Consider the following 23805-nt stretch of genomic DNA (forward strand, 5'->3'; position numbering starts at 1 on the left):
TAGGTCTTCTGCTTTACACATGAAACCAATTAATCTAATTTGTTTCATCTCTTCCTTTTCTCCTTCCTTTCTTCAACTTTAATTTTCTTCACTTTCCTCTTTCTTTTTGTTGATTTTCTCTTTAAAATCTTCTTCTCTCATAATTCCAGCTAAGACCTCACGCCAGCCATCAAAACACGTATCACATAAATAAGCTAATTGTTTAGCTGTCTCCCCTCTCTTTCTTCTTGCAAGAATTGCAATCATTTCACTTTTTAAATCAATCTTTTTACAAGATCCACAGCTTGAATATAATCGCTTATAAAGTGCTGTATTTCGAGGAATCTTTTCTAGCTGTTTTAATCCATCTGGAAACTCTTGTATAAACTCTTCTCCCATAAGTTCTCTTAAGCTATTTTTCAATAGTATAGGTATTCCAGATTCTCTACCTTGCTCCATAAGGGTAGTAATCCATTCTTTTTTAGGAACTACTTTATCTTTTCTATTTCCTGTTTCAGCTCCTATGATTATCCAATCTACTTTCTTAACAACTGATGAAGCACCTGGCCATGACTGTAAAATTGGTTCAATACTGACAAATGTATTTAGTTGATCATAACTAAAAAATATATCTTCTGGTGCTGTAGTTGTTGTACCATACCAATAATTACTTCCAGTTCTTAATATCTTTTTCTCAATTAATTCAACATATCTTTTAGGATTCTTAGTTAGAAATAAATAATTATGTTGCGGAGACTTCTCACTTGCTTTAAATACTTCTTCAATCCATTCATCCGGAACCCATTCACCAAATAAATCCGCCATAGATCCTACAAATATATTCTTTGATTGCTTTAACTTCTGCGGTACATCCATGCGGTATCTGTGTAATGTAGGTTCAAATCCGAATGGATAATTTAATGATCTATCTGATCGTGTTATAAAAGGTTTGTCTAATATATATAAATCTCTTTCTTCGTCATACTCATATTCGTCGGATGCTTTATTTAATCTAATATCTCCTGAAAACCTCTTAGACATAGTTCTTGCATAACAATAAGGGCATTCATGTCTACAACCGGTTACTGGATTCCAAGTATGATCAGCCCAATCTATCTTGGTCTTATTCATTTTCTTCTCTCACTCCCTTCATGATATTTTTCTCTTGCTCTTAGATCCTTCTTCCTCAAAGTAGAATTTTTCTTGAAAGTATTTCTTAGGTACTCTACCAGCTATAGTAAAATATCCTTTCTCTTTAAGTTCTTTATTCATATTCTGCATTACTTTATAAGATTTAGATTTAGAGAGCCTTAATATTCTCATTACATCTTCTACAAAATAAAAATCCACTATTCTCACCTCCTATAATTAATCGTTCTATGCTGTGTGGTTGTCACCCTTGTGGCTCTTTGTATCATTTGTATTTAAAAAAATAATTTCTTCTACACTTACATTAAAATATTTTGCAATTTTTTTTGCTATATCTACTCTTGGCATCCTAATGCCATTTTCATAATGTGAATATAAGGCTCTATTTAATTCTATGGCTGTTGATACCTGCTCCTGTGTTTCACCTTTCACTTCCCTTAATTGCTTTAACGTATACTTTTCCATTTTTCCACCTCCGTGATACATCTTGTATCTTAATATTACTATACACTCTGTATCATTGTCAAGTCTTTTTTAAAGATAAATATACTTTTTGTATCATTTGTTTCTTTTTGTATCATTTCATTATAATATATAATTGAGGTGTTAAATATGTCACTATCTGAAAATCTTAAAAAGTTAAGAAGTTGTAAAGGGCTTACCCAAGAAGAAGTGAGTAAGGATTTAAATATGAATAGGGCTACTTATGCTCATTATGAAACAGGACGGAGAGAACCTGACGTTGGTACTCTGAAATTATTAGCCAATTATTTCAATGTAACTACAGATGAATTATTAGGGGAATATAGTTCCATTAGTAAAAACAATTCTCTTGTTACGGAAAGTAAACTTGCAAATAGAATTAAAGAATTAAGAACTGAACTAGATTTGACACAAGAAGAATTTGGAAAAATATTTGGAATAGTTAAATCAACTGTTTCATTATATGAAAGCGGCAAGAGTACTCCTGATGATGAGATAAAAAAGGCTATAGCAGAATATTTTAATGTATCATTAGATTACTTAATGGGTGCTTCTAATGTAAGAAACCCATATAAGGATAATAAAGAACAACAGTTACCAGATAGCTTTGAAACTCCTGAAGAAGCCATAAAATTTCTATTAGAACAAAATGTAATCATGGGATTTGGTGGCTTTGATGTGGATAAGCTGGATGATGATGAAAAGGTAGAATTTGCCAATTCTTTATTGGAACATTTAAAGTTGTTGAGTTTGAAATACAAGAAGTAGGAGGGAGACCAATTGGATAGCGATATTGAAATTCAAATGAAATCATTAGATTACTACGATTATTTTGCATATGTAGATGCTTCTGGTGATGACGGTTTTAAATTTGAAGAATATGGACAAGGTTCATCAAGGTGTTATGCGGTAGCTATGTTTGTAGTAAAAAAAGACGATATAGAATACAATATAGATAAATTAAATAAAATTAAAAAGTTAGTAGGATGTAAGCCTGAACACGAAGCTAAATATACAACACTTAGACGTCATAGAAATAAAGATGAGGTACATAAGATAGTTTCAGAATTAAAAGGTACTTTAGTTTCATGGATAGCTTTCAAGGAAAAGATAGAAGACCCTTATTTCCTAGATATAAAAAATAAGGCTTTATCACAACTTTGCCATGTATTTCCAATCAAAACTGCACATGATGTGTTAAAAGATGAAGTTGGCTCTAATCTCTTTATAGCTGTGGATGTAATGAAGAAAGTTGAAATGGATGGATTAAAAGAATTATTAGAAGACAATTTTATGCCAAGTTCTAATGAATCTAATAAACCAATTAATAATTATAATTTGAAATTTAAAGATTCTAAAGATAAAGACTTTCAATTAATACAAGTTGCAGATATTTTAGCTGGTATAATAAGAAATAGTTTTGAGAGTTGGCCTTTTGATCATGAGATTTGGAAGCGATGTAAAATTTGTGATTCATTAGTGAATACAAAGAAATTAAAAAACCTATGTAAGTATAAAAACAAAGGAATACATTTAGAAAACAGTAATAATTTATTTAAAATATTGCCACTATTTTTAAAAGATGAGGACCATCATCAGGTTGTATTATCTGGAATTTGTCCATTCCCATTAGAGTTATATAATGATATGTCATTTGTAGATTGTCTTTTAAATAAGGACTATAAATTAGGTAAAATTAATCCACGGATTAGAAAAAAACAAAAAAATAATTAATGTGGTCCCTTTCCTCCCAGGTGATAACTTTACACCCTGCCCCGAACTAGCGGAACGAACCACATTAACATTAGTACATATTATGTATCTTTATACACATAATATACCTTAAACTAGCAAAAAGTCAACTTCGTTAGTGTTTTTTATGATTTTATTTACATTTTGTAAACATTATGTTGATAAGTAGGTGTTATAATGAATAAATTTTCTGATAGGCTAAGATACTTAAGAGCTTCACATGGATTAACTCAAGAAAAACTCTCTAAAGACATTGAAGAAGTCTTTGGGTATCCCATCGCAAAAGCTACTATATCTCAATATGAAAATGGCAATAGAGAACCAAGTATATCTATGTTAATTAATTTGGCCCAATATTTTAATTGTTCCATAGATTATTTAGTCGGAATATCGGACCATATATCAATCATAGATAGCTCTGAATTTATGAATAAAATGTTGCTATTAAAAACTATTGTTGATATACTTCCTAAAATGGATTATGTCCAATCTCATAACTTAAATAAATTGATCTCAGAGTATTTAGGATCTAACGATTTAAAATAAATTATAATTCAAACTAATCACAACAAGGTAATATGACTAGAACGAGAGCTATTAATAGACACAAATTAAGCAACAATTAATTTTTGTGTCTTTTATTTCAATACATAACAGAACATAAGTTTTAACGAGGTGATATTATGGATTTATCATGGATTGACCAATATATAAATGGAGTCATAGAATACTGTGGCTCCAGTGACATATATGAAATATATAGTGCATTAAACATTGAAATAAAAAGAATTGATAAAGATGATCCATTGCTCAAAGGAAATGAGGCTATATATATTAGAAATTACTTTGGAATAGAAGTAGTATTTATTAGAGATGATCTTCCTTACCAATATGAGAAATTTGTTTTATCCCATGAGTTAGGACATGCAGTACTGCATATTGAAATTACTACTGCTGCTTATAATAACAAGTTAGTTAATAAGGGGAAATTAGAACGTCAGGCTGATTATTTTGCCTTAAAATTGCTTAATATCTCTATAGATAAGGATTGTTATGAAGGATATAATTTTGAGCAGTTAGCAAAGGAATTTTACGTTACAGAATCAAGTTTACAATATAGCTATTAAGCTTTATTATTTTTTACACCCAATAGAACATAAGTTTATTTATAAAGGAAGGTGGTTAGATGCCTGCATATAAAGATGAAGACCGTGGAACCTGGTATTGTAAATTTTATTATACAGACTGGAAGGGAGAATATAAACAAAAGAAAAAAAGAGGATTTAAGCTAAAGCGACACGCAGAAGATTGGGAACGTGAATTCCTTCTAAAGAACGCCGGAAGTCCCAATATGACATTTAAAACCTTGGTAGATTTATATTATGATGATTCAGATCTTCGAATAAGAAACTCCACAATAAAAACAAAGATGAGTATAATTGATACTCATATATTACCTGTTTTTAAATCCAAAATTATTTCGGAGATTACAAAGGGTGATATAAGGCGTTGGCAGAATCTTATGCTAAAAAAGAAAAATCCACGTAACGGTGAACCTTATAAGCCTACCTATTTACGTTCAATCAATAGTCAATTGAGTGCGATATTAAACTATGCGGTTGAGTATTATAATCTGCCCCAAAATCCTTGCTCCCGGGTAAAATCCATCGGGAAAAAACGGGCTGACGAAATGAAATTCTGGACACTTGATGAATTTAATGAAGTAATCGTCCATGAGGAGTCACCAGCATATCGTATTGCATTTATGACTCTGTTTTGGACGGGAATACGGAGTGGAGAATTATTAGCCCTCACTCCTAAGAAAATACTTGATGATATAGAGTCACTTGACATTTGCGAAACATATAAGCGAGAAGATGGAGAGGATGTTTTTGACGAAACTAAGAATGAAAATCCTCGTATCGTATCAATGCCCGATTTCTTATATAAAAAATTTAAACAATACATGAACTCTTTATATGGCTTAGAAGCAAATGACCGTATATTCTACTTTACTCGTACAGCACTTAATAAGGAATTAGACCGATTAATAGAGAAAGCAAATATAGAACGTATACGAGTACATGATCTAAGACATTCTCATGTAGCTTTATTAATTGAGCTTGGATATAGAACTCATGCTATTGCAAAACGAATTGGAGATACTCCAGAAGAAGTGGATCGCACTTATGCTCACCTCTATCCAAACAAAGATCAAGATATTTCTAAAGAGCTCAGTCGACACAAAGATGGTATTATTGGAAAAGCAAAATTCGATGAACAGGACTCAGAAGTTTATAATGACAAAGAGATTGCTGAAAGTCTTAAAGCTGAACGTGTTTTCCATGATTTAAAAGCTGTTTAGATTTTTTAGTACCAAATTAGTACCACAGCCTAAAAAAACAAGCCAGAATCCTCGCTAATGCAAAGGGTTCTGGCTTTTTCATGATTATTCCCACTCAATTGTCGCAGGTGGCTTATTAGTCACATCAAATACCACCCTGTTTACTTCCTCCACTTCATCTGTAATTCTTTCTGAAATCTTTCCTAATATATCTAATGGAATTGGGTACCATTTTGCTACCATTGCATCTTTAGTAGTTACGGCTCTTAGGCCTATTGTATGACAATAAGTTCTCTCACCATTTATAACTCCTACAGATTGGATATTTGGTAATACTGCAAAGTATTGCCAAATTTCCTTATCTAGTCCTGCTTTTTTGATTTCATCTCTGTAGATATAGTCAGCTTCTCTTAGTATGTCTAGTTTTTCTTTAGTTAACTCTCCTAAGCATCTAACACCAAGTCCCGGTCCTGGGAAAGGCTGTCTGCTTACTAGTTCTTCATCAATACCTAATGCTCTACCTACTTCTCTAACCTCATCCTTATATAGTTCTCTAAGAGGCTCTATAAGCTCAAAATTTACATCTTCTGGTAATCCACCTACATTATGATGAGATTTAACTGCAAGTTTTCCATCTTTATTTACACTTTCAACTATATCTGGATAAATTGTTCCCTGAACTAAAAATTCTATATCTTGAAGTTTTGATTGTTCTTCTTCAAATACTCTAATAAATTCTTCTCCAATTACCTTTCTCTTTTGTTCAGGATCAGTAACTCCATTTAATTTACCTAAGAATCTTTCTTCTGCATCAACTACAATTAAATTCATATGAAATTTATCTCTAAATACTGTCTCTACTTCATATCTTTCATTTTTTCTTAGAAGTCCATGATCTACAAACACGCAAACTAAATTATCACCTATAGCTTTATGAACCAATACTGCTGCCACAGAAGAATCCACTCCACCAGATAATGCACATAATGCTTTTTTATTTCCAACTTTATTCTTAATTTCTTCCACTTGTTTACTTATAAAATCTTGCACTATATCACTCCTTAGCGTCTACTATAATTTGGTGCTTCTTTTGTAATATGAATATCATGTGGATGATTTTCAATTAGAGATGCTGATGTAATTTTCATAAACCTTGCCTTATCTTGTAATTCTTCAATATCTTTAGCACCAACATAGCCCATTCCTGATTTCAATCCACCAATAAGTTGATAAACTACATCTCCAATTGGTCCTCTATAGTGAATTCTACCTTCTACACCTTCCGGCACATATTTTTTAGTATCTTCTTGGAAATATCTATCTTTACTACCTGAATCCATGGATGCTAGAGAACCCATTCCTCTATATTCTTTATATCTTCTGCCTTCATATAAAACTTCTTCTCCAGGACTTTCATCAGTTCCCGCAAATAAGGAACCTGCCATTATTACACTTGCCCCAGCTGCTATTGCCTTTGTTATATCTCCTGAGTACTTTATTCCACCGTCTGCAATAACAGGAATACCATATTCTTTTGCTGCCTCAGCACAATTAATTACTGCCGTTATTTGTGGTACACCGATACCAGTTACAACTCTAGTAGTACAAATAGAACCAGGTCCTATACCTACCTTTACAGCATCTGCCCCTGCTTTTATTAAATCTACAGTAGCTTCAGCAGTTGCCACATTTCCAGCAATTACTTGTAGATTAGGATATTCTCTCTTTATCTTAGTTAATGCATCTAATACTCCCTTAGAATGTCCATGAGCTGTATCAACTACTATAACATCTACCTTAGATTTAACTAATGCAGCTATTCTCTCTAACATATCTGCCGTTACTCCAACCGCCGCTCCTGCCAATAATCTTCCTGTATGATCTTTAGCAGAATTTGGATATTGAATAGATTTTTCTATGTCCTTAATAGTTATAAGTCCTGATAACATAAATTCATCATCTACTAAGGGAAGTTTCTCTATCTTATGTTGTTTCATAATATCTAAGGCTTCATCCATAGGAATGTCTATTCTTGCCGTAACTAAATTTTCTTTAGTCATCACTTCATGGATTTTCTTTGAGGTTTCTTTTTCAAATCTAATATCTCTATTAGTTATGATTCCTACTAATTTTCCAGTTTCATCCGTTATTGGAACTCCTGATATATGGTATCTTTCCATTAATTCTAAGGCATCTGATACGATATGTTCTGGAGATAAAAAAAATGGATCAGTAATTACACCATGTTCTGACCTCTTTACCTTATCTACTTCTAATGCCTGCTCCTCTATAGTCATGTTTTTGTGAATAATACCAATTCCGCCTTCTCTAGCCATGGCTATTGCCATTTTAGACTCAGTTACTGTGTCCATTCCAGCACTCATTAGAGGTATATTTAGTTTTATATTCTTAGTTAAATAAGTATTAATACTAGTTTCTTTTGGCAATACTTCAGATTTTCCTGGAACTAACAAAACATCATCAAAAGTCAAACCTTCTCCTACAAATTCCAATATAAACTCCTCCTTAATTATACTTATATCCTTAGTATGTGAAATATATATATTAATAATACTTCGCTATCTTAATACTATATTTTAATTTATAAATCTACAAAAAACAAGTTAAAAGTAAATTTGGAATTTTTGAAAAACAATATGCTTATCCTATTCTAAACTTGCTTTTCGGAAAATACTATTATATCATATAACTAAAACTTTAAATTAGGGGGTATAGTTATGAATTATGAGTTTTGGGTAGAAGCTGAAAAATTCTTGTATGATGCTTTCTTTCTTCGATTAATCTTACTAGGTATTGTCCTCACATTTATAATTATCAGATTAACATTCATAGGAAAAGAAAATAGTAAGGTATCAAATATCATACTCTCCATCTTTATTGCTTTTTTCATTATTTTTGGTATAGACACTACAGTAAAGTTTAACAAATACAAGGAATTGTATAATCATAATATATCTGTTAATTATGGCATAAGAAATAATAGAAAAACATTTTTCAGATATGATTACCCTGGTCATTGGGAAAAGAATATCTATAGCACATTATATTTAGTAGATAGTTTTAGAAGTGTTGGAATATATGAAGAGGAAATATTAACTCAAGACGTTGAATTTCTTGGAAGAGATGATGACAACTTCTACTTTCAAGACAAAGATCAGATAATATCTAGAAAATTAGGAGATCACTTGGAAATTGTTGATGATATTTCAACTCCATTAAGAGAAGGAGTAATATTTCATTTAATAGACCCACGATTTGAAAATATTGGTTTTAAGCTAAAATCTCCTTATACCTATCTACTAAATTATAAAATACCTAAAAGCGAGTCAAATAAAAAATTTGAGAATATTGAAAATCTAAAAGTTGCAATGGAATCAGAAGTTACCTCAGGTTGGCTAAACCCTCTGTTCTCCAATATACTTCAAGTCGATAAAAGAGATTAATAAATTTATTTCTTTCAAAAATAACTCCGATTTCTAAAGCCTGGCTTCAAAAATCGGAATTATTTTATTCTATATAATTTTCATATCTATAATTTGTTTCTTCTGAAACTCTTACTTTAATATAATCCATGATTCCTGTTTCTACAAATCCATATATACATATATTTACAAATAGTACTACCATTACTATAAACATAGAAAATATATCATACCTTATTAGGAAGCTTTCATTTTCCTTTTTCTCTTTAAAGCTAACCCAAAGAATCTCACCGCCTAATACTATTAATGTCATTGGCCAAAATTTTACTGCTAATTCTACAGCTGATAGACTGTTTATTTGTGATATAAATATTAGTATTCCAAACCCAATGAGAACTATGGCCATAGATATAGTACCTACCCTTCTAGTTTTCATGGTCCTCATCCTCCTCTATAATTTCTACTTCTCTCTTCTTTAACATCTTTATACCAGCAAATATAAATATTAGAGATACTATAGATGTTTGAATATAATTTACTATATAATCCTCAATATATTGATTTAATAGGGGATGAATTATTCTTTGGAATCCAACGATAATTCCTATTCCAATCAAACCCATGCCTATATACTTGGTTTTAACAACTGGTATTAGTTTTTCTATATCTATTTCTTCCACCTTGTTTCCGTTTAATGTATGGAAAGCATCAAAGAAAGAGTAGAACCAAATCAAAGGTAGTAAAAATAACAGAAAACTTAGATTAAGCCATCCCATAAAAAATATTGCAAAGAAGAATCCGCCCATTAATACTAAGCCTTTCCTCTGATATCCTAAATACATATGTCCTGCTCCTGGAATTATAGATAATGCAAGTGTAATAATCTTTTTATTTGAGTCCTTTGTTTCTTCAGAATTCCAGCCATCTTTTATTTCTGCACTATTATTATATCTTAAGCTATTAGCAACAGAAAAAGCATCTACTAAAGCTACTAGCCAAAGGACACAAGCACCTGTCATTCCTATGATTACAGGTCCTTCATTACCTAACATAATAGTCAACCCTATAGAACCTGCTCCTAACATCCCAAGAATTATTAAATAAATAAGCCCCCTATCTGCATATCCTAAATAGAAGTGAGATAGTCCAGGTAAAAATGATAATATAAATGTAATAAACTTACTTTTTTGTCTCATACTATGCCTCCTTATTTCCTATTGAATTTAAAATCGTTTATAAAACTTGATGTTCTATTAGTAATCTTTTCTGACATATTGTATATTGTATTTGCCTTTAATCTACTATCTTCCATAGTTATATTTGAAGCTATTTGAGGTACAGCCTCTACCATTCGTCCAAAAAAGCCGTTTGCCGTTAAAATAATAGCTACAGATGCTACTGCCACATAGTACATAAAGAAATCATTAGTTAATTTTATCTTTTTCTTCACAGGCTTTTTCATAGGCCTAATTACTTTAACATTATCCATTACCTTATCGGTGAAATCTTCTGGTACTATGGATGCAGCTATTTGGATTTCTTCTTCATCTATAAGGGAGAGAAAGATTTGCATACATTCATCACATAGGTAAAGATGTTCTTCCATCTCTTCACGGATTCCATCGTCAAGAAGATTATTTTTATATAAAACCCATTCTACATAATCATAGTGTTTCATAACCTTTCCCTCCATTTCTCTTTTAACATATTTCTTCCTCTATATAATCTTGAGGCTATGGTTTTAACTGTAACCCCTTCTTCCTCTGCAATTTCCTCGTAAGATTTTCCCTCTAAATAAAACTTTTTAATTACATCTGAATATATAGGTGGAACAGATTTACATAGATTAGAAACTTCCTCTGTTTTTTCCTTTTCTATTAATATCTCCTCTGGAGTATGATTATGGCTAAATCTAGGATTATTCATTAACTCCTCTTCATTTTCCATTGCTTCTTCTCTAAACTTAGCCTTTTTCTTTCTAAGAAAATCTATAGATTTATTAGATGCTATTCTGCTAATCCAACCTTTAAAATTATCAGATTCATAGTTAGGAAGGGAGAGGTAAATCTGTAAAAATACTTCTTGGGCCACATTTTCTACTTCATTATAGTCTTTAATAAAATTAAGAATAATTGCAAATATATAATTTTTATATAAATTTATTATTTCAGCAAAGGAACTTTCGTCTCCCTTTGCCGCCTTTTCAATCAGTACTGATTCCTTATTCATTTCTCCCCTCCTTCCTCTTATTAATTATAACGAAAGTAAAAATAAAAATACTGCAAAAATAATTCCTAAATATTTTATTTATATTATTTTCTTTTTATAATGATATATTTAGAAAAATTTTCATTTCTTAATCTTTTACGATCTGGATCATTAAAAAAATCCTTTGTTAACTTTCTAACTACGCCACTTAAAGCAATAAGAGCGATTAGGTTAGGAATAGCCATCATTCCATTTAATAAATCCGCTAACTGCCATACAAGCTCAAGTTCAGATACACATCCAACAAATACTACTCCAGTAAATGATATTCTAAAAGGAATAATCCCCTTTCTACCAAATAAAAATTCAACACATTTCTCAGCATAATAATACCAAGCAATTATTGTAGCAAATGCAAATAAAACAAGACCTATTGATACAATATAACTTCCACCTTTAAATGCATTTTCAAAAGCTAATGATGAAATAGTATTGCCATCTAGGCCTGAATCAGTCCACAATCCAGATGTTAATATTACTAGAGCAGTAACAGTACACATTATCAATGTATCGAAAAATACTTCAAAAGCTCCCCATAATCCTTGTCTAGCTGGATGATCTGTATATGCTGCTGCATGAGCAATTGGAGCACTACCTAATCCTGCCTCATTTGTGAAAATTCCACGTGATACGCCTATTCTAGTGGCATACATTGAAGTTGCTCCTGCAAATCCACCTACTGCTGCAGTTCCTGTAAATGCATCCCTAATAATAGACATAAAAGCAGCCGGAATATTAGATGCATTAACTATCAGTGCTATAGCAGCACCTAACATATATAATACAGCCATTAGTGGAACCAATATTTCTGCCACACTAGCAATTCTACCAATTCCTCCAATTATAACAAGCCCTACTAATATTGCTAAAACAATGCCAGTTATCCATGTAGGAATACTAAATAAAGATTCAAGACCACCAGCCAATGAATTAGCCTGCACCATATTTCCTATACCATAAGACGCAAGAAATCCAAATATACAGAATAAACAGGCAAGAGTTTTACTCCCCATACCTTTAGTCATATAATACATAGGCCCTCCTACTATCTCATTCTTATTATTCCTACCTCTATAAGCAACCGCTAATGTAACTTCAGCATACTTTGTAACCATACCAATAAGAGCAGATATCCACATCCAGAATATAGCACCTGGTCCACCTAGCTGAATCGCTACAGCAACACCAACAATATTTCCTGTACCCACGGTTGCAGCAAGTGCTGTAGATACAGCTTGAAATGGAGTTATAGTACCTTTTTCTTGATAATCATACCTTTTAAAAATTGTTCTTAATGTATGCTTCATTACTGTACCAAATCTTGTAAAAATTACTCCATTAGTTATAAAAGTTAAATAAACTCCTGTACCAATCATTAATATAAGCATGGGCATATCCCATACAACATTATCATTTAACCATGTGATAATTGACATAAATATTACCTCCTAGCGAAATACTGGGCTTTAATTATCCTAGTAACTTTGCGATTTTAAAATCTTAAGCTATTTTATCTCCTTAAATAATTCCTTTATTTTTTTCCTCCTTTCCTAATACTTTATTAATCTCCCCATCAAAAAATAGCTTAATTTCATAAGTTAAAATTTAGGTACAAATTAACACATGATGAAATAATGTAAATTATAAGATAAAAAAACTCTAAAAATATTTTTTATATTTTTAGAGTTTCTAATAATTATTAATATATATATGATTGCTTTAAGCTATAATCTTGTAAACTCCCCTCATATACAAGATTTAATTCTCTGCATTCTCTAAAGTCTCTCGGTGATGTTAATCCAGTCTCTTTGTTGATTAGTTTTATACCACTACTTTTAAGTAATGAGGATACGAATTGGGAACAAAAATAGTTATATTTCCTCTCAATAGGATAATTTACCATCACACCTAGCAGACCTATTAAATTATAGCCATATTTTTCTCCATCCTTTTTGAACTTATTTAGTTCTCTCATCAATTTCTTATACTGAAGATTATTTATTTCTAGAGAATATAAAGCACACATTGTATTAGGAAATCTTGCATAAGTTCCATTTATTATATCTTCTTTCACAAACCCAGCAAATATTGGATTATTTGGTCTTAATCTTCCAAAACTATATAATTCTTTTAATTCCTCATCAAAGGCTATTGATACATGGGTATATGGCTCCTTTGTATAAACATTAATGCATTTTGAAAGTAATGAACCACTGTGGGTTAGTAAAATGTAAATTATACGCTTTTTTATAAGGATACACCCCCTCTAATATATTATATATATCCTTTCTATCATATTACATCCTTTTAGGAGTTTTTACAATAGAAATATATACTATAAGTTACAATAAATATAACGAAATAAAAATAAATTTTACTGCAAAAAAGAACTATCTTTTTAAAACTTTGATAGTTCTTTTCCATCTAATCTTTAATTTTCTGCTAAGACTTCTTTCATTTCTCCATCTTCTAGTTTATTCTCTCTTTTCTTTCCTATATCTTCTTTATTTATAAAATCAGTTATTATATCTGTTATATCTAATCCTGTTAAATCCTTTACTGTCTGAAATCCATTTGTAGTCACATCTGCCACTAGCTTTGTTAGCTTAGATGCTCCTTCTTTACCACCATTGTCTATTATTGTAATCTTATCTACCTGCTCCATTGGTTTAGCCACTGCGGCCATTATTTCCGGTAATCTATTTACTACTAGTTCTACTACGGCAGCATCTCCATATTTAGCCATTGCCTCTGCCAGCCTATCCTTTGATTCAGCCTCTGCTATACCCTTGGCCTTAATGGCATCAGCCTCTGCTGTTCCTCTTGCTCTAATAGCATCTGCATCTGCCATTGCAGCAATTTTCAAAGCATCTGCCTCTGCTATGGCTCTAATCCTTATGGCCTCTGCCTGAGCTTCAGCTTGTTTTATAGATTTAATCTTTTCTGCCTCTGCATTTACTTCAGTTTCATATTTCTTTGCATCTGCTGGTTTCTTAATTTCTGCCACAAGTCTTTCTTCTACTACAAAAGCATTTTTCTTAGCCAAAGCAGCTTGTTGTTCTGCCACTAAGGATTCATTTTCTATTTCTTTTAATTTATATGCTACGTCGGCATCTGCTTTTGCTCTATCCTGTTCTGCTCTATAGCTTTCAACCTTAATTAATTTATCCCTTTGACTTTGGGCTATTTCCGTTTCAGCTAATAATTTAGCTTTTTCTCCTTCCCTTACAGCATCTGCTGTACGAATTTCAGTATCTCTTTTTCTTTCAGCTGTTGCTATATCTGCATCTGCTTTTGCAGATGCTATTTGAGGTATAGCTCTGTTTTCTAAGTAACTGCCTTGAGTAGATATTCTAAGGATAGAATATGATATTAATAATAATCCCATAGAATGCAATTCTTCCCTAATATCGTCTTCTATTCTCTGTTCAAAGGCAGCCCTATCTTCGTTTATCTGTTCCACAGTAAGAGTTGATATTATTCCTCTTAATTTACCTTCAAGAATCTGTTCTACCATACTACTAATAACTGATACAGTATTTTTTGCTCCCCCACTACAAAATTGCTCTACTGCCTTAAGTATACTTTCGGTTTCATTGTTAACTTTCACAATAGCTGTACCTATAATATTTACAAATATTCCCTGTTTTGACGGTGCTTCATTCACATCTGTTGTCATACTAATATTTTCTAAAGAAATTGTACAAGAAGCCTCTAAGAATGGTATCATAAACCCACCCTTACCAGATAATACTCTTTTCTTTAGTCCTGTAATTACCATTGCCTTATCTGCTTGCACTTTTCTCCAGAACAAAAGCAAAATAGCTAAAAATCCCAATACTCCACCTAGTACAAATATGTATGCCATATCAAAACCCCCTTTTTAAATTATATTAAAACTTATACCCATTATATACCTATATATTCTCATCTTAAATAATATATTAACAAACTTAATTAAATGAGGGTTATTAGGAATTGGGTCAATAAATGGTGTAAAGAAAAAAATAATTAAATATACAAAGCTTTATAACGAAAAAAGATTCCAAAAAATTAAGATGCATGGCTTCTTTAGAATATCGAAACCATGCATCCAGAGGTATATAATATTTTAATCAAATTAACTGTCTACTTGGCTAAGCCAGTTAATAATAGATTCTTTTTTTATATATTTTTATTTTTCTACTCCATCATAGCAAAGACCAAATGCTTTTCCTGGAACAAATTTTCCTTGTCCCTTTTCCCCTATATATTTTCCTTCATTTACTATTAGTTGACCTCTTAAGAATACTTTTTCTGGTCTTCCTATTTGCTCCATTCCTTCATAGGAGTTATAGTCAACTCCTTGTAAACTCGTTTCGTTTGATATTACTGATTTGTGGTTTGGATTATATAATACTATATCAGCATCATATCCTACTCCGATATGACCTTTTCTATCTCCAAGACCATTGATCTTAGCTGGTTTAGTTGCAAATAAGTCTACTAATTGTGATCTTGTTATTTTTCCTGTTTCAACTCCAGTAGTCCATAATACTCCTAATCTATTTTCAAGTCCTGGTGCTCCATTTGGAATATTTCTGAAGTCATCTTTACCCATATGTTTTTGTTCTGCCCAGTTGAATCCACAGTGGTCTGAACTTATTGCGTTTATCCAGCCATTTTTAACTGATTCCCAAAGATAATCCATATCATCTTGTTCTCTTAACGCTGGTGAACATACATATTTTGCTCCTTGGAAATTAGGTTTTGCAAGGTTTTCTTTATCAAGAGTTAAGTAGTGAGTACAAGTTTCACCATATATTGGTAGTCCTTCATCTTGTGCACGTTTAATAGCATCTACTGCACCTTTAGTGGATACGTGAACTACATATAAAGGAGCATCCATAAGTCTTGCAATATTAATTGCTCTTTCTGTAGCTTCTACTTCTACCATTGGTGGTCTAGATACTGCATGATAATATGGTTCAACTTGTCCCTTTTCTACACATTCTTTTTGTAAAACATCTATTAAGTCAGCATTTTCAGCATGAACCATTATAGTAACTCCTGCATCTTTTGCTTTTTGCATTGATTTTGCAATTACATCGTCATCACAGTGGAAGAACATTCCTTTATAAGCCATAAATAATTTTACTGTTGGATATCCTGCTTCAGGAAGCTTTGGAATTTCATCAAATACTCCAGTTGAGGAGTCTGTTATTACACCATGGAATGAATAGTCTACCATTGCTATACCTTCAGCATTTTCTTTTCTATAGTCATCTATGGTATCGATTAGTCCTTTTCCTTTTAATTGGTTAACGAACTCGATTACTGTAGTTGTTCCACCCACTGCTGCTGCATTAGAAGTTTCAAATCCTCTTACTTTTGATCCATTAAATTCAAATGAGAAGTGAACGTGTTGGTCAACTCCACCTGGTAACACATACATTCCTTTAGCATCTACTACTTCATCAGCTTTAGCATCTAAATCTTTTCCTATTGCTACTATTTTTCCTTCCTCTACTAAAATATCTCCTTTATACTCTTCCATTGCAGTTACTATAACACCATTTTTAATTAATAAACTCATTTAAATTTCCTCCCTTATCTTTTATATTATTAATTTTATACTTCACACTTTATACTACTTCTTTCTTTAAAATAATTGTATCAAGAAAAGCACCAAATTTTACAGATATTAGACCTATTATTAGACCTATTGATGTAACTACTATTGCATGAAATAAATTATTTCCTGATGCAAAATAGATATTAGCCCCTATAAATGTAGCAGATGCTACTTGGAAAATTGGAAAACTTTGAGCAATTGTCATAGCAAATCCAAGACCTACTACTACAATAGCAGATGTTATTCCTGAAGTTTCCAATGTGGTCTGAGTAAGGACAGTTAAATATGCTAAAACTGGCCCTAATACTAAACATGGAAAGCTCAATTTACAAGCCTTTAGGTCTCCTCCTGTAAAGAAGAAGATAGACCAACCAATAAATCCAGGCCATGCAGGTACTCCAAGCTTTTCAGCAATTAAAACCCATAAACCAGATAATAATCCTACTGATATAGAGATTCCTAAGTTTTTCTTAATTTGAAACACCTCCTTCTACTATTATCAAATATAAATTTTTAAATCATTAAATTAGATTTTCCTAGCTTAATTACTGTACCTAATAGTAAATCACAACCTAATTTTATATCTTCAAATTTAGTATCTTCCTGTGGAGAATGACTTAGACCATCTATACTTGGTACAAATATCATTCCAACATCAGTTATTTCTGTTAACATTGCTGAATCGTGAACTGCACCACTGTTCATTTTCTTATATGCATATTTCTTCTCTATGGCAACCTCTTCAATAGCACTTATAACTTTAGGCGATAGTTTTACACAATCTGACTCACCTACTAAATCTATAGAATATTTAAGACCTCGTTTTTCTGCTACTTCCTTTGTCTTATCTATTAATTCTTTAGCTACTATTTCTATTCCTTCTATTTCTACATCTCTAATATCTACATTAAATTCTACTTGCCCTGGTATAACATTTGATCCATTAGGTTGACAATGAATTTTTCCAACTGTTGCAACTGTATCCTTTAATGCATTTTCTTTCGCCACTTTTTCCATATAAGTAATTATTTCAGCAGCTCCAACCATAGGGTCTTTCCTTAGATACATTGGAGTAGAACCTGCATGATTTGAAACACCCTCTAAACTTACTTTGTAAGTCTTCATTCCAACTATTGCTTTTACTATACCTATAGGAAGGTTTTCTGAATGAAGTATACCACCTTGTTCTATATGAAGTTCCACCATAGCTTTTGATTCTTCTTTCTTCAACACTTCATTTTCTACATTATCTACATCCAGTCCAAAATCCTTCATAACTTGATATGCAGTAACTCCATCATCATTTTTCAGTTTATTTAAGTATTTTAACTTATATGTTCCAGATAAAAACTTACTTCCAACCATTGTCGTACCAAAGTTTGAACCTTCTTCTTCTGCAAAGATAATTAGTTCAATTGGATTATCCAGTTTAACATTATTTTCTTTCATTACTCTAATTACTTCTAAACCCGTTATAACTCCAGTAAGACCATCAAATTTTCCGCCATTAGCAACTGTATCTATATGAGAACCCATCATTATAGAAGGTTTATCTTCATTGTTATCTATATATTTAGCTCTAATATTTCCTACGCCGTCTATCTTAATGAATAATCCTAAGTCTTCCATTTCTTTAATTAAATATTCTCTGACCTCTTTATCTTCCTTACCATAAGAAAATCTTGTACATCCCATATTGGGAGTAGCCGTTATCTTTGTCACATTTTCTATATCGTTTTTTATTCTTTCAATACAGGACTCCAATTTTGTGCCTCCTTCTATTTTTCTTTGCCATTATGTATTGCAAACTCCGTGCCAAAATAGAAATATTAATTATATAAATTCTTTTTAAAGTCGTTTTTTCTTATCTTATACATAAAATAATATGTTAATTACACGCTTTTCAATGGTTTCAAAATAAGGAGTATTGATAAAATTAAAATAATAATAGTTTTTAATATTCTTAACATTAATAGTTTCTTATAAGATTTTCACATAAAATAAGGTTTTGATGATTTTTGTCATCAAAACCTTATGATTTATTTCATCAACAATATTTTATTTTCAATTTCTTTGCTTTTTTTACTACTGTTGATTGGTCTATTTTTAATACCTCTGCGACTTTTCTAGTTGTTTTATATTTATCAAATGCTGATATTAATATTTTACGTTCTAAATCCTCCACTGCCAATTTTAAAGGAATTATTTCATCAGTATAATTTTGCTCCTGAGGAATATCTATTATTTCTTTAACGTTTGTATCTTCAATTATATTTCCAAGGGTAGTTATTACAAGTCTTTCAACTATATTGCCAAGTTCTCTAATATTTCCTCTGTAATCATAATTTATTAGAATATTGTAAGCCCCCTGAGAGATATATTTTTCTGTATTATGTTCTTTATTATACTTATCAAGCATTTTTTTTATTAATCCTGGTATATCTTCTTTTCTTTCCCTTAAAGGAGGAATAGTTACTGGCACTACATTTAAACGATAATATAGGTCTTCTCTAAACTTCCCTTCACTAATAAGCTTCTTCAAATCCTTATTAGTTGCAGCAATTAGCCTTCCTTCAATCTTTATAGGCTTCTCTCCTCCTACTCTAAAAACTTGCTTTTCTTCTAAAGCATGAAGCAGCTTTACTTGAAGTTTCATAGACATATCTCCTATTTCGTCTAAGAATATGGTTCCTTTACCTGCAATTTCAAATAATCCTTTTTTTCCACCTTTATTGGCACCAGAAAAGGCTCCACTTTCATAACCAAATAACTCTGATTCTAAAAGATTTTCTGGTATGGCACCACAGTTAATAGGAACAAAAGGTTCATCTTTTCTAGTACTACTTTCATGAATTACTCTTGAAATATATCCTTTACCTACTCCTGTTTCTCCTAGTAACAAAACTGTAGCGTCTAAATCTGCTATATGTAAAATTAAATCCATTATCTTCCTCATTGAAGGACTTTTATAACTTACATCAGAACTGTCTATTCCCTGTCTCTTATTTAATTCTTTTTGAAACCACTGTAACTTGCTTTGCACTTCTTTAAGTTCTAATCCTAGATTTTGATTCTCCGTTATATCTCTAGAGATATTTATTATTTTAACTATATTCTTATTTTCATCTAATATGGGGATTCCTGTTACCATAAGGATTTTATTAGCACCAGTTTTTTGTATCAAAGTCACCTTTTTACCTTTTCTTATGACTTCCGCTGTAACTGAAGTATCAAATACTCCTTGTTTTTCTAGTTCAAAGGCACTGATTCCAATTAACCCCTTTTCCTGAACTCCAAAATAAGGCTCACATGATTTACTTACTCTAGTAAATACTCCATTTCCATCTGCTATGGTAATCTGGTCGTAGCTTATATCCATTAATAATTTCAATTCTTCATAGGCCTGTTTATAGAATTCTAGTAGTTCATCATTATTCATTAGTATCGCTCCTGTCTAGAATAAAAAATCTTATATATATAATATCATTAGTTTATATATTTGTACAAATCTACTATATTATACTTTAGTTTATTGTAATTACTCTCTGGTTTAGATATTATAAGGTATAAAAAAATGGATTCAAAAGAATCCATTTTTTTATACCTTAAATTGTTTTACCTGATCGTTTAATTTTTCTGCAATCATTGCAAGCTGTTCACTGGAGTTAGCGATTTCCTCCATAGCTGCTGTTTGTTCTTCTACAGATGCAGAAGCTTCTTCTGTTCCCGCCGCATTTTCTTCAGATATAGCTGATAGATTTTCCATTATATGAATGATATTTTCTTCTTTACTAGTTATTTCATGGCTGGAATGATTAACTTCATTAATAACTATCTTCATATCCTCTATGGCTTCAGCAATTCCAATGAATTTACTGTTTGTTATACTTACACTTTCAGTTTGAGATAAAACTACTTCTTCTAATTCTTCCATAGTTTTTACTGCTGTTAATGTTTTATTATTTAAATCCTCCACAATAGTGCTTATTTCTTCTGTAAATTTATTGGATTGTTCAGCTAATTTTCTTATTTCATCTGCAACTACTGCAAATCCCCTTCCTGCCTCTCCTGCTCTAGCCGCCTCAATAGCCGCATTCAATGCTAATAAATTGGTTTGACTTGCAATGCTCTTTATCATTTCACTGGCATTAGCAATTTTCTCTGCACTTTCATTTGTATTTATAATAACCTGTTGAACTTCTTTAGAAGATTTACTACTAACATCTGTTTTCTCCACAAGAATCTTAAGTATATCTAATCCTTCATCCTTCAGACTATTTACTTTTTCAGCAGAATCGTTTAGGTTTCCTATATAATATTCATTCTTCACCACTATATCTCCAAGCTCAGATATGGATAACACTCCTCTTTCAGTATCCTTAGCCTGCTCAGTTGCTCCAGTTGCTATTTCTTCAATAGCCCTGGCAATTTCATCAGCCGCTGTGGCAGATTGTTGGCTAATAGCTGTAAGTTCCTCTGATGAAGTAGCTAGATTATGAGATGTATCAAGTACATTTCTAATTATACCTCTCATTGAGTCCTGCATTATATTTATGGCATTAGATATTTCTCCTAATTCATCATTTTTATTTATTAAATCCTCTGGCATCTCCTTAGAGAAATCACCTTCTTCCATGTACTTCATTTGTTCCTTTAGTCTAGCTATGATTTTCACAGCATAGTTAGAAGCATTAAATAAGATGAATCCTAAGACTACAAAAGATATAATCATCATTATAACAACAAAAATAATATTTCTACTAATAGTCTCTTGAACCTCATCTACAGAAAATCCTACGGACACAGCACCAATATGTTCTCCATTGATTACAACTGGGTATGAAATATCTAAAACATTAACACCCTCTTCTTCATAATACCATTCTTGAGTAAAAGGAACACCATCTATTGCTGCTGATTTGCTGCCTTCATCATCAAGTATTGTACCTATTTTTTCTTTGTTATTATGAGCCATGATTTGTAAGTTTTTATCTATAAATAATCCATAATAAATCTGTTCATCCTGTGATATTTCGTCTAAAAAACTTTGGTAACTAAAAGAATCTGTTAGTTCCTGAACTTTATTCGCATTTATACCTATTTGTACAAAGGTTCCTTTTGGTCCCTTTAAATATCCATACTTTAAATAATTTTCAGACTCTGAATCTTTTCTAATCTCCTCTATTAATTCCTTATCACTACTTGTCATAAAGTTATGGACAGCATGTCCTTGATTGGCTTTCCAACCTACGTATCCATCAGTATTGGAATAGAGAGTTACTCCATCTGAACTATAATAGTTTATTTGTTCTACTTCTAAGTCTTCAGCTAGATTTTTCATAAGTTCATTGCTTAACCTATCTTCACTACCTATTACCATTTTTGCAGCAGATTTGATTTTATTGTCTAAAGAATTATTGATTATTTCCAATGACCTATAGTTGTCCTCTATATTTGCTATAAATCTTTCTGCTAGGTAGACTCCGTTATGCTCCATCTCGTTGATCAAGCTTGTTCTCAAGAAATAAGAAGAAAAAACGCCTATAGTTGTAATTACAATAAATACTACAATTAATGGAATTACAATTAATTTTGTCTTTATAGAGCCTTTTTTATTTTTTACAATTCCCTTCATAAACTCTCCTCCCAAATTATCTTTTGTGATTTTTATTCAGAACATCATATGAAAATTATAATTACGGCTATTCATACCCAGATTTATCCTTTAAAAACATTTTTCATCATAATTCTACAAATATCTACAATTATTACATTATTTACCTTCCATGGGGAAAAGCTCTTGTATTTGAGATAGATATATAAATTCAATTCCTTCTTCCTTTAACTTCTTAGACATCTTATCTATGGCATCCACAGTAATCTTACCACCTTGACCTCCTACATGGCCAATACCTACAGCATATCCTTTTTCTAATGCTATTTTTCCAAGCTGATTCATAGCATTTGAAATAGAGTAGTCATTTCTCTCATTATCTAAAAAAACATCTCTTTTAAAATATACTATTCCTAGTTCTTTACTTATATCTTCTGTAACTTTAGTTTCGTCAGTTCTACTATTTAAGAAATAAAGGTTTCTCTCTTTAACTACATTTAAAATTTCTCTCATAATTACTTTATCTTTCATAATCTTAGAACCCATATGATTATTTATTCCCTTTGCCCATTTTACTTGGTCTAAAGCATCATTAACTATTTCTTTAATCTCATCATCACATAGATTATCTCGTATTGCCCTAGGTCCCAACCATTTTGGGTCTCCCTTTTCAGGTTCCATGGGTAAATGAAGTATTATTTCCATATTAGCATCATATGCCTTTTTTGCATCAATCTCTGTATATTCTAAAAACGGCATTACCGCTGCAGTAATTGGTATATCAAGCTTAGCCAGTTCATCTATACCTTCTCCGTTGTTTCCAAAGTCGTCTATAACTAAGGCTACATACCCTGTTGGAGTAGTATTAGCTGCAAGATCTTTTTCCAAAAGAATAAATTTAAAAATAAGAAAAAATATAATAACAAGAATTAAACAAATAAGAGCTATTGTTTTTTTATTTGTAACAATAATCATATAAAATACCCCCTAAAAATATTATGAAAAAATAATTCATACATTAATATATGAATTATTCCCTAGTAATATTAAAGAAGCAAACAGCAAAATTCAATTAAATATTAATTCATAGCTGCTTATTAGTTATTGTATTACTACACTTTCGTCATAAAAAAAGAGGCCTCACATAAGTTCTCTAAAC

Annotated in this window: 23 protein-coding genes and 1 pseudogene; 6 read left to right on the forward strand and 18 right to left on the reverse strand. The window is 31.4% G+C overall.

From position 1 onward, the window contains the following. Window positions 1-78 precede the first annotated feature (78 nt). From RBU61_RS14295 to RBU61_RS14305, 3 genes are read right to left on the reverse strand one after another with little or no spacing between them, the layout of a single operon-like run. Window positions 79-1110: a DUF5131 family protein gene (locus RBU61_RS14295; protein WP_308876140.1), complete on the reverse strand. Its 1032-nt coding sequence runs from the start codon at window positions 1108-1110 to the stop codon at window positions 79-81. A gap of 18 nt (window positions 1111-1128) precedes the next feature. Next, window positions 1129-1329, reverse strand: coding sequence for a DNA-binding protein (locus RBU61_RS14300; RefSeq protein WP_308876142.1), 201 nt, complete (start codon window positions 1327-1329; stop codon window positions 1129-1131). Window positions 1330-1356: 27 nt separating this feature from the next. Then, on the reverse strand, window positions 1357-1593 hold the full coding sequence (locus tag RBU61_RS14305; RefSeq protein WP_308876144.1) for a helix-turn-helix transcriptional regulator: 237 nt from the start codon (window positions 1591-1593) through the stop codon (window positions 1357-1359). A 147-nt stretch (window positions 1594-1740) separates the two neighbouring features. Here RBU61_RS14305 and RBU61_RS14310 point away from each other — a divergent pair, with 147 nt between their 5' ends. From RBU61_RS14310 to RBU61_RS14330, 5 genes are all read left to right on the forward strand, one after another. After that, window positions 1741-2379, forward strand: a complete 639-nt coding sequence (locus RBU61_RS14310) for a helix-turn-helix transcriptional regulator (RefSeq protein ID WP_308876146.1) — start codon at window positions 1741-1743, stop codon at window positions 2377-2379. Window positions 2380-2391: 12 nt separating this feature from the next. Next, window positions 2392-3345 (forward strand): DUF3800 domain-containing protein, encoded by a 954-nt coding sequence (locus RBU61_RS14315; RefSeq protein WP_308876147.1) that lies wholly within the window; start codon window positions 2392-2394, stop codon window positions 3343-3345. Window positions 3346-3540: 195 nt separating this feature from the next. Then, entirely contained in the window at window positions 3541-3909 is a 369-nt protein-coding gene (locus tag RBU61_RS14320; protein WP_308876149.1) for a helix-turn-helix transcriptional regulator, read from the forward strand. Window positions 3910-4046: 137 nt separating this feature from the next. Beyond that, window positions 4047-4490, forward strand: a complete 444-nt coding sequence (locus tag RBU61_RS14325; RefSeq protein WP_308876151.1) for an ImmA/IrrE family metallo-endopeptidase — start codon at window positions 4047-4049, stop codon at window positions 4488-4490. A 59-nt stretch (window positions 4491-4549) separates the two neighbouring features. Further along, window positions 4550-5728, forward strand: coding sequence for a site-specific integrase (locus RBU61_RS14330; protein ID WP_308876153.1), 1179 nt, complete (start codon window positions 4550-4552; stop codon window positions 5726-5728). Between the two features lie 84 nt (window positions 5729-5812). On the opposite strand, the pseudogene guaA reads toward RBU61_RS14330, so the two are convergent. Beyond that, a pseudogene (gene guaA / locus RBU61_RS14335) lies at window positions 5813-6757 on the reverse strand (glutamine-hydrolyzing GMP synthase); the annotation flags it as partial. An 11-nt stretch (window positions 6758-6768) separates the two neighbouring features. Further along, a complete protein-coding gene (gene guaB, locus RBU61_RS14340) occupies window positions 6769-8220 on the reverse strand; it encodes an IMP dehydrogenase (protein WP_308876155.1) in 1452 nt (483 codons plus the stop codon). 225 nt (window positions 8221-8445) lie between these two features. Here guaB and RBU61_RS14345 point away from each other — a divergent pair, with 225 nt between their 5' ends. Next, window positions 8446-9171, forward strand: a complete 726-nt coding sequence (locus tag RBU61_RS14345; RefSeq protein ID WP_308876156.1) for a hypothetical protein — start codon at window positions 8446-8448, stop codon at window positions 9169-9171. Between the two features lie 64 nt (window positions 9172-9235). On the opposite strand, the gene RBU61_RS14350 is transcribed toward RBU61_RS14345, so the two are convergent. The 13 genes from RBU61_RS14350 to RBU61_RS14410 all read right to left on the reverse strand — a co-directional run bounded on the left by RBU61_RS14350 (window position 9236) and on the right by RBU61_RS14410 (window position 23621). Continuing rightward, window positions 9236-9586 carry a hypothetical protein gene (locus RBU61_RS14350; protein ID WP_308876158.1) on the reverse strand — a complete coding sequence of 117 codons (351 nt, stop codon included), beginning with the start codon at window positions 9584-9586 and terminating at the stop codon, window positions 9236-9238. Then, on the reverse strand, window positions 9576-10346 hold the full coding sequence (locus RBU61_RS14355; RefSeq protein WP_308876160.1) for a hypothetical protein: 771 nt from the start codon (window positions 10344-10346) through the stop codon (window positions 9576-9578). Before RBU61_RS14355 ends, RBU61_RS14350 begins: the two co-directional genes overlap by 11 nt. Window positions 10347-10357: 11 nt before the next feature. Continuing rightward, on the reverse strand, window positions 10358-10828 hold the full coding sequence (locus tag RBU61_RS14360) for a hypothetical protein (protein WP_308876162.1): 471 nt from the start codon (window positions 10826-10828) through the stop codon (window positions 10358-10360). Continuing rightward, on the reverse strand, window positions 10825-11379 hold the full coding sequence (locus RBU61_RS14365; RefSeq protein WP_308876163.1) for a sigma-70 family RNA polymerase sigma factor: 555 nt from the start codon (window positions 11377-11379) through the stop codon (window positions 10825-10827). The genes RBU61_RS14360 and RBU61_RS14365 overlap by 4 nt, the downstream gene beginning before the upstream one ends. Before the next feature lie 83 nt (window positions 11380-11462). Continuing rightward, complete coding sequence (locus RBU61_RS14370) at window positions 11463-12854, reverse strand: sodium:alanine symporter family protein (RefSeq protein ID WP_308876165.1); 1392 nt, start codon at window positions 12852-12854, stop codon at window positions 11463-11465. 263 nt (window positions 12855-13117) lie between these two features. Beyond that, window positions 13118-13492 carry a hypothetical protein gene (locus RBU61_RS14375; protein ID WP_308876166.1) on the reverse strand — a complete coding sequence of 125 codons (375 nt, stop codon included), beginning with the start codon at window positions 13490-13492 and terminating at the stop codon, window positions 13118-13120. Window positions 13493-13849: 357 nt separating this feature from the next. Further along, on the reverse strand, window positions 13850-15286 hold the full coding sequence (locus RBU61_RS14380) for an SPFH domain-containing protein (RefSeq protein ID WP_308876167.1): 1437 nt from the start codon (window positions 15284-15286) through the stop codon (window positions 13850-13852). Window positions 15287-15592: 306 nt separating this feature from the next. After that, complete coding sequence (gene hydA / locus RBU61_RS14385; protein ID WP_308876168.1) at window positions 15593-16993, reverse strand: dihydropyrimidinase; 1401 nt, start codon at window positions 16991-16993, stop codon at window positions 15593-15595. A 49-nt stretch (window positions 16994-17042) separates the two neighbouring features. Then, window positions 17043-17516, reverse strand: coding sequence for a DUF1097 domain-containing protein (locus tag RBU61_RS14390; RefSeq protein ID WP_308876170.1), 474 nt, complete (start codon window positions 17514-17516; stop codon window positions 17043-17045). Window positions 17517-17545: 29 nt separating this feature from the next. Beyond that, on the reverse strand, window positions 17546-18796 hold the full coding sequence (locus tag RBU61_RS14395) for a M20 family metallo-hydrolase (RefSeq protein ID WP_308876171.1): 1251 nt from the start codon (window positions 18794-18796) through the stop codon (window positions 17546-17548). Between the two features lie 283 nt (window positions 18797-19079). After that, window positions 19080-20471: a sigma 54-interacting transcriptional regulator gene (locus RBU61_RS14400; RefSeq protein WP_308876173.1), complete on the reverse strand. Its 1392-nt coding sequence runs from the start codon at window positions 20469-20471 to the stop codon at window positions 19080-19082. A gap of 159 nt (window positions 20472-20630) precedes the next feature. Beyond that, window positions 20631-22667, reverse strand: coding sequence for a methyl-accepting chemotaxis protein (locus RBU61_RS14405; protein ID WP_308876174.1), 2037 nt, complete (start codon window positions 22665-22667; stop codon window positions 20631-20633). 138 nt (window positions 22668-22805) lie between these two features. Next, complete coding sequence (locus tag RBU61_RS14410) at window positions 22806-23621, reverse strand: divergent polysaccharide deacetylase family protein (RefSeq protein WP_308876176.1); 816 nt, start codon at window positions 23619-23621, stop codon at window positions 22806-22808. Between the last annotated feature and the right edge of the window lie 184 nt (window positions 23622-23805).

The organism is Tissierella sp. MB52-C2 (genome assembly GCF_030931715.1).
GTDB lineage: Bacteria > Bacillota > Clostridia > Tissierellales > Tissierellaceae > Tissierella.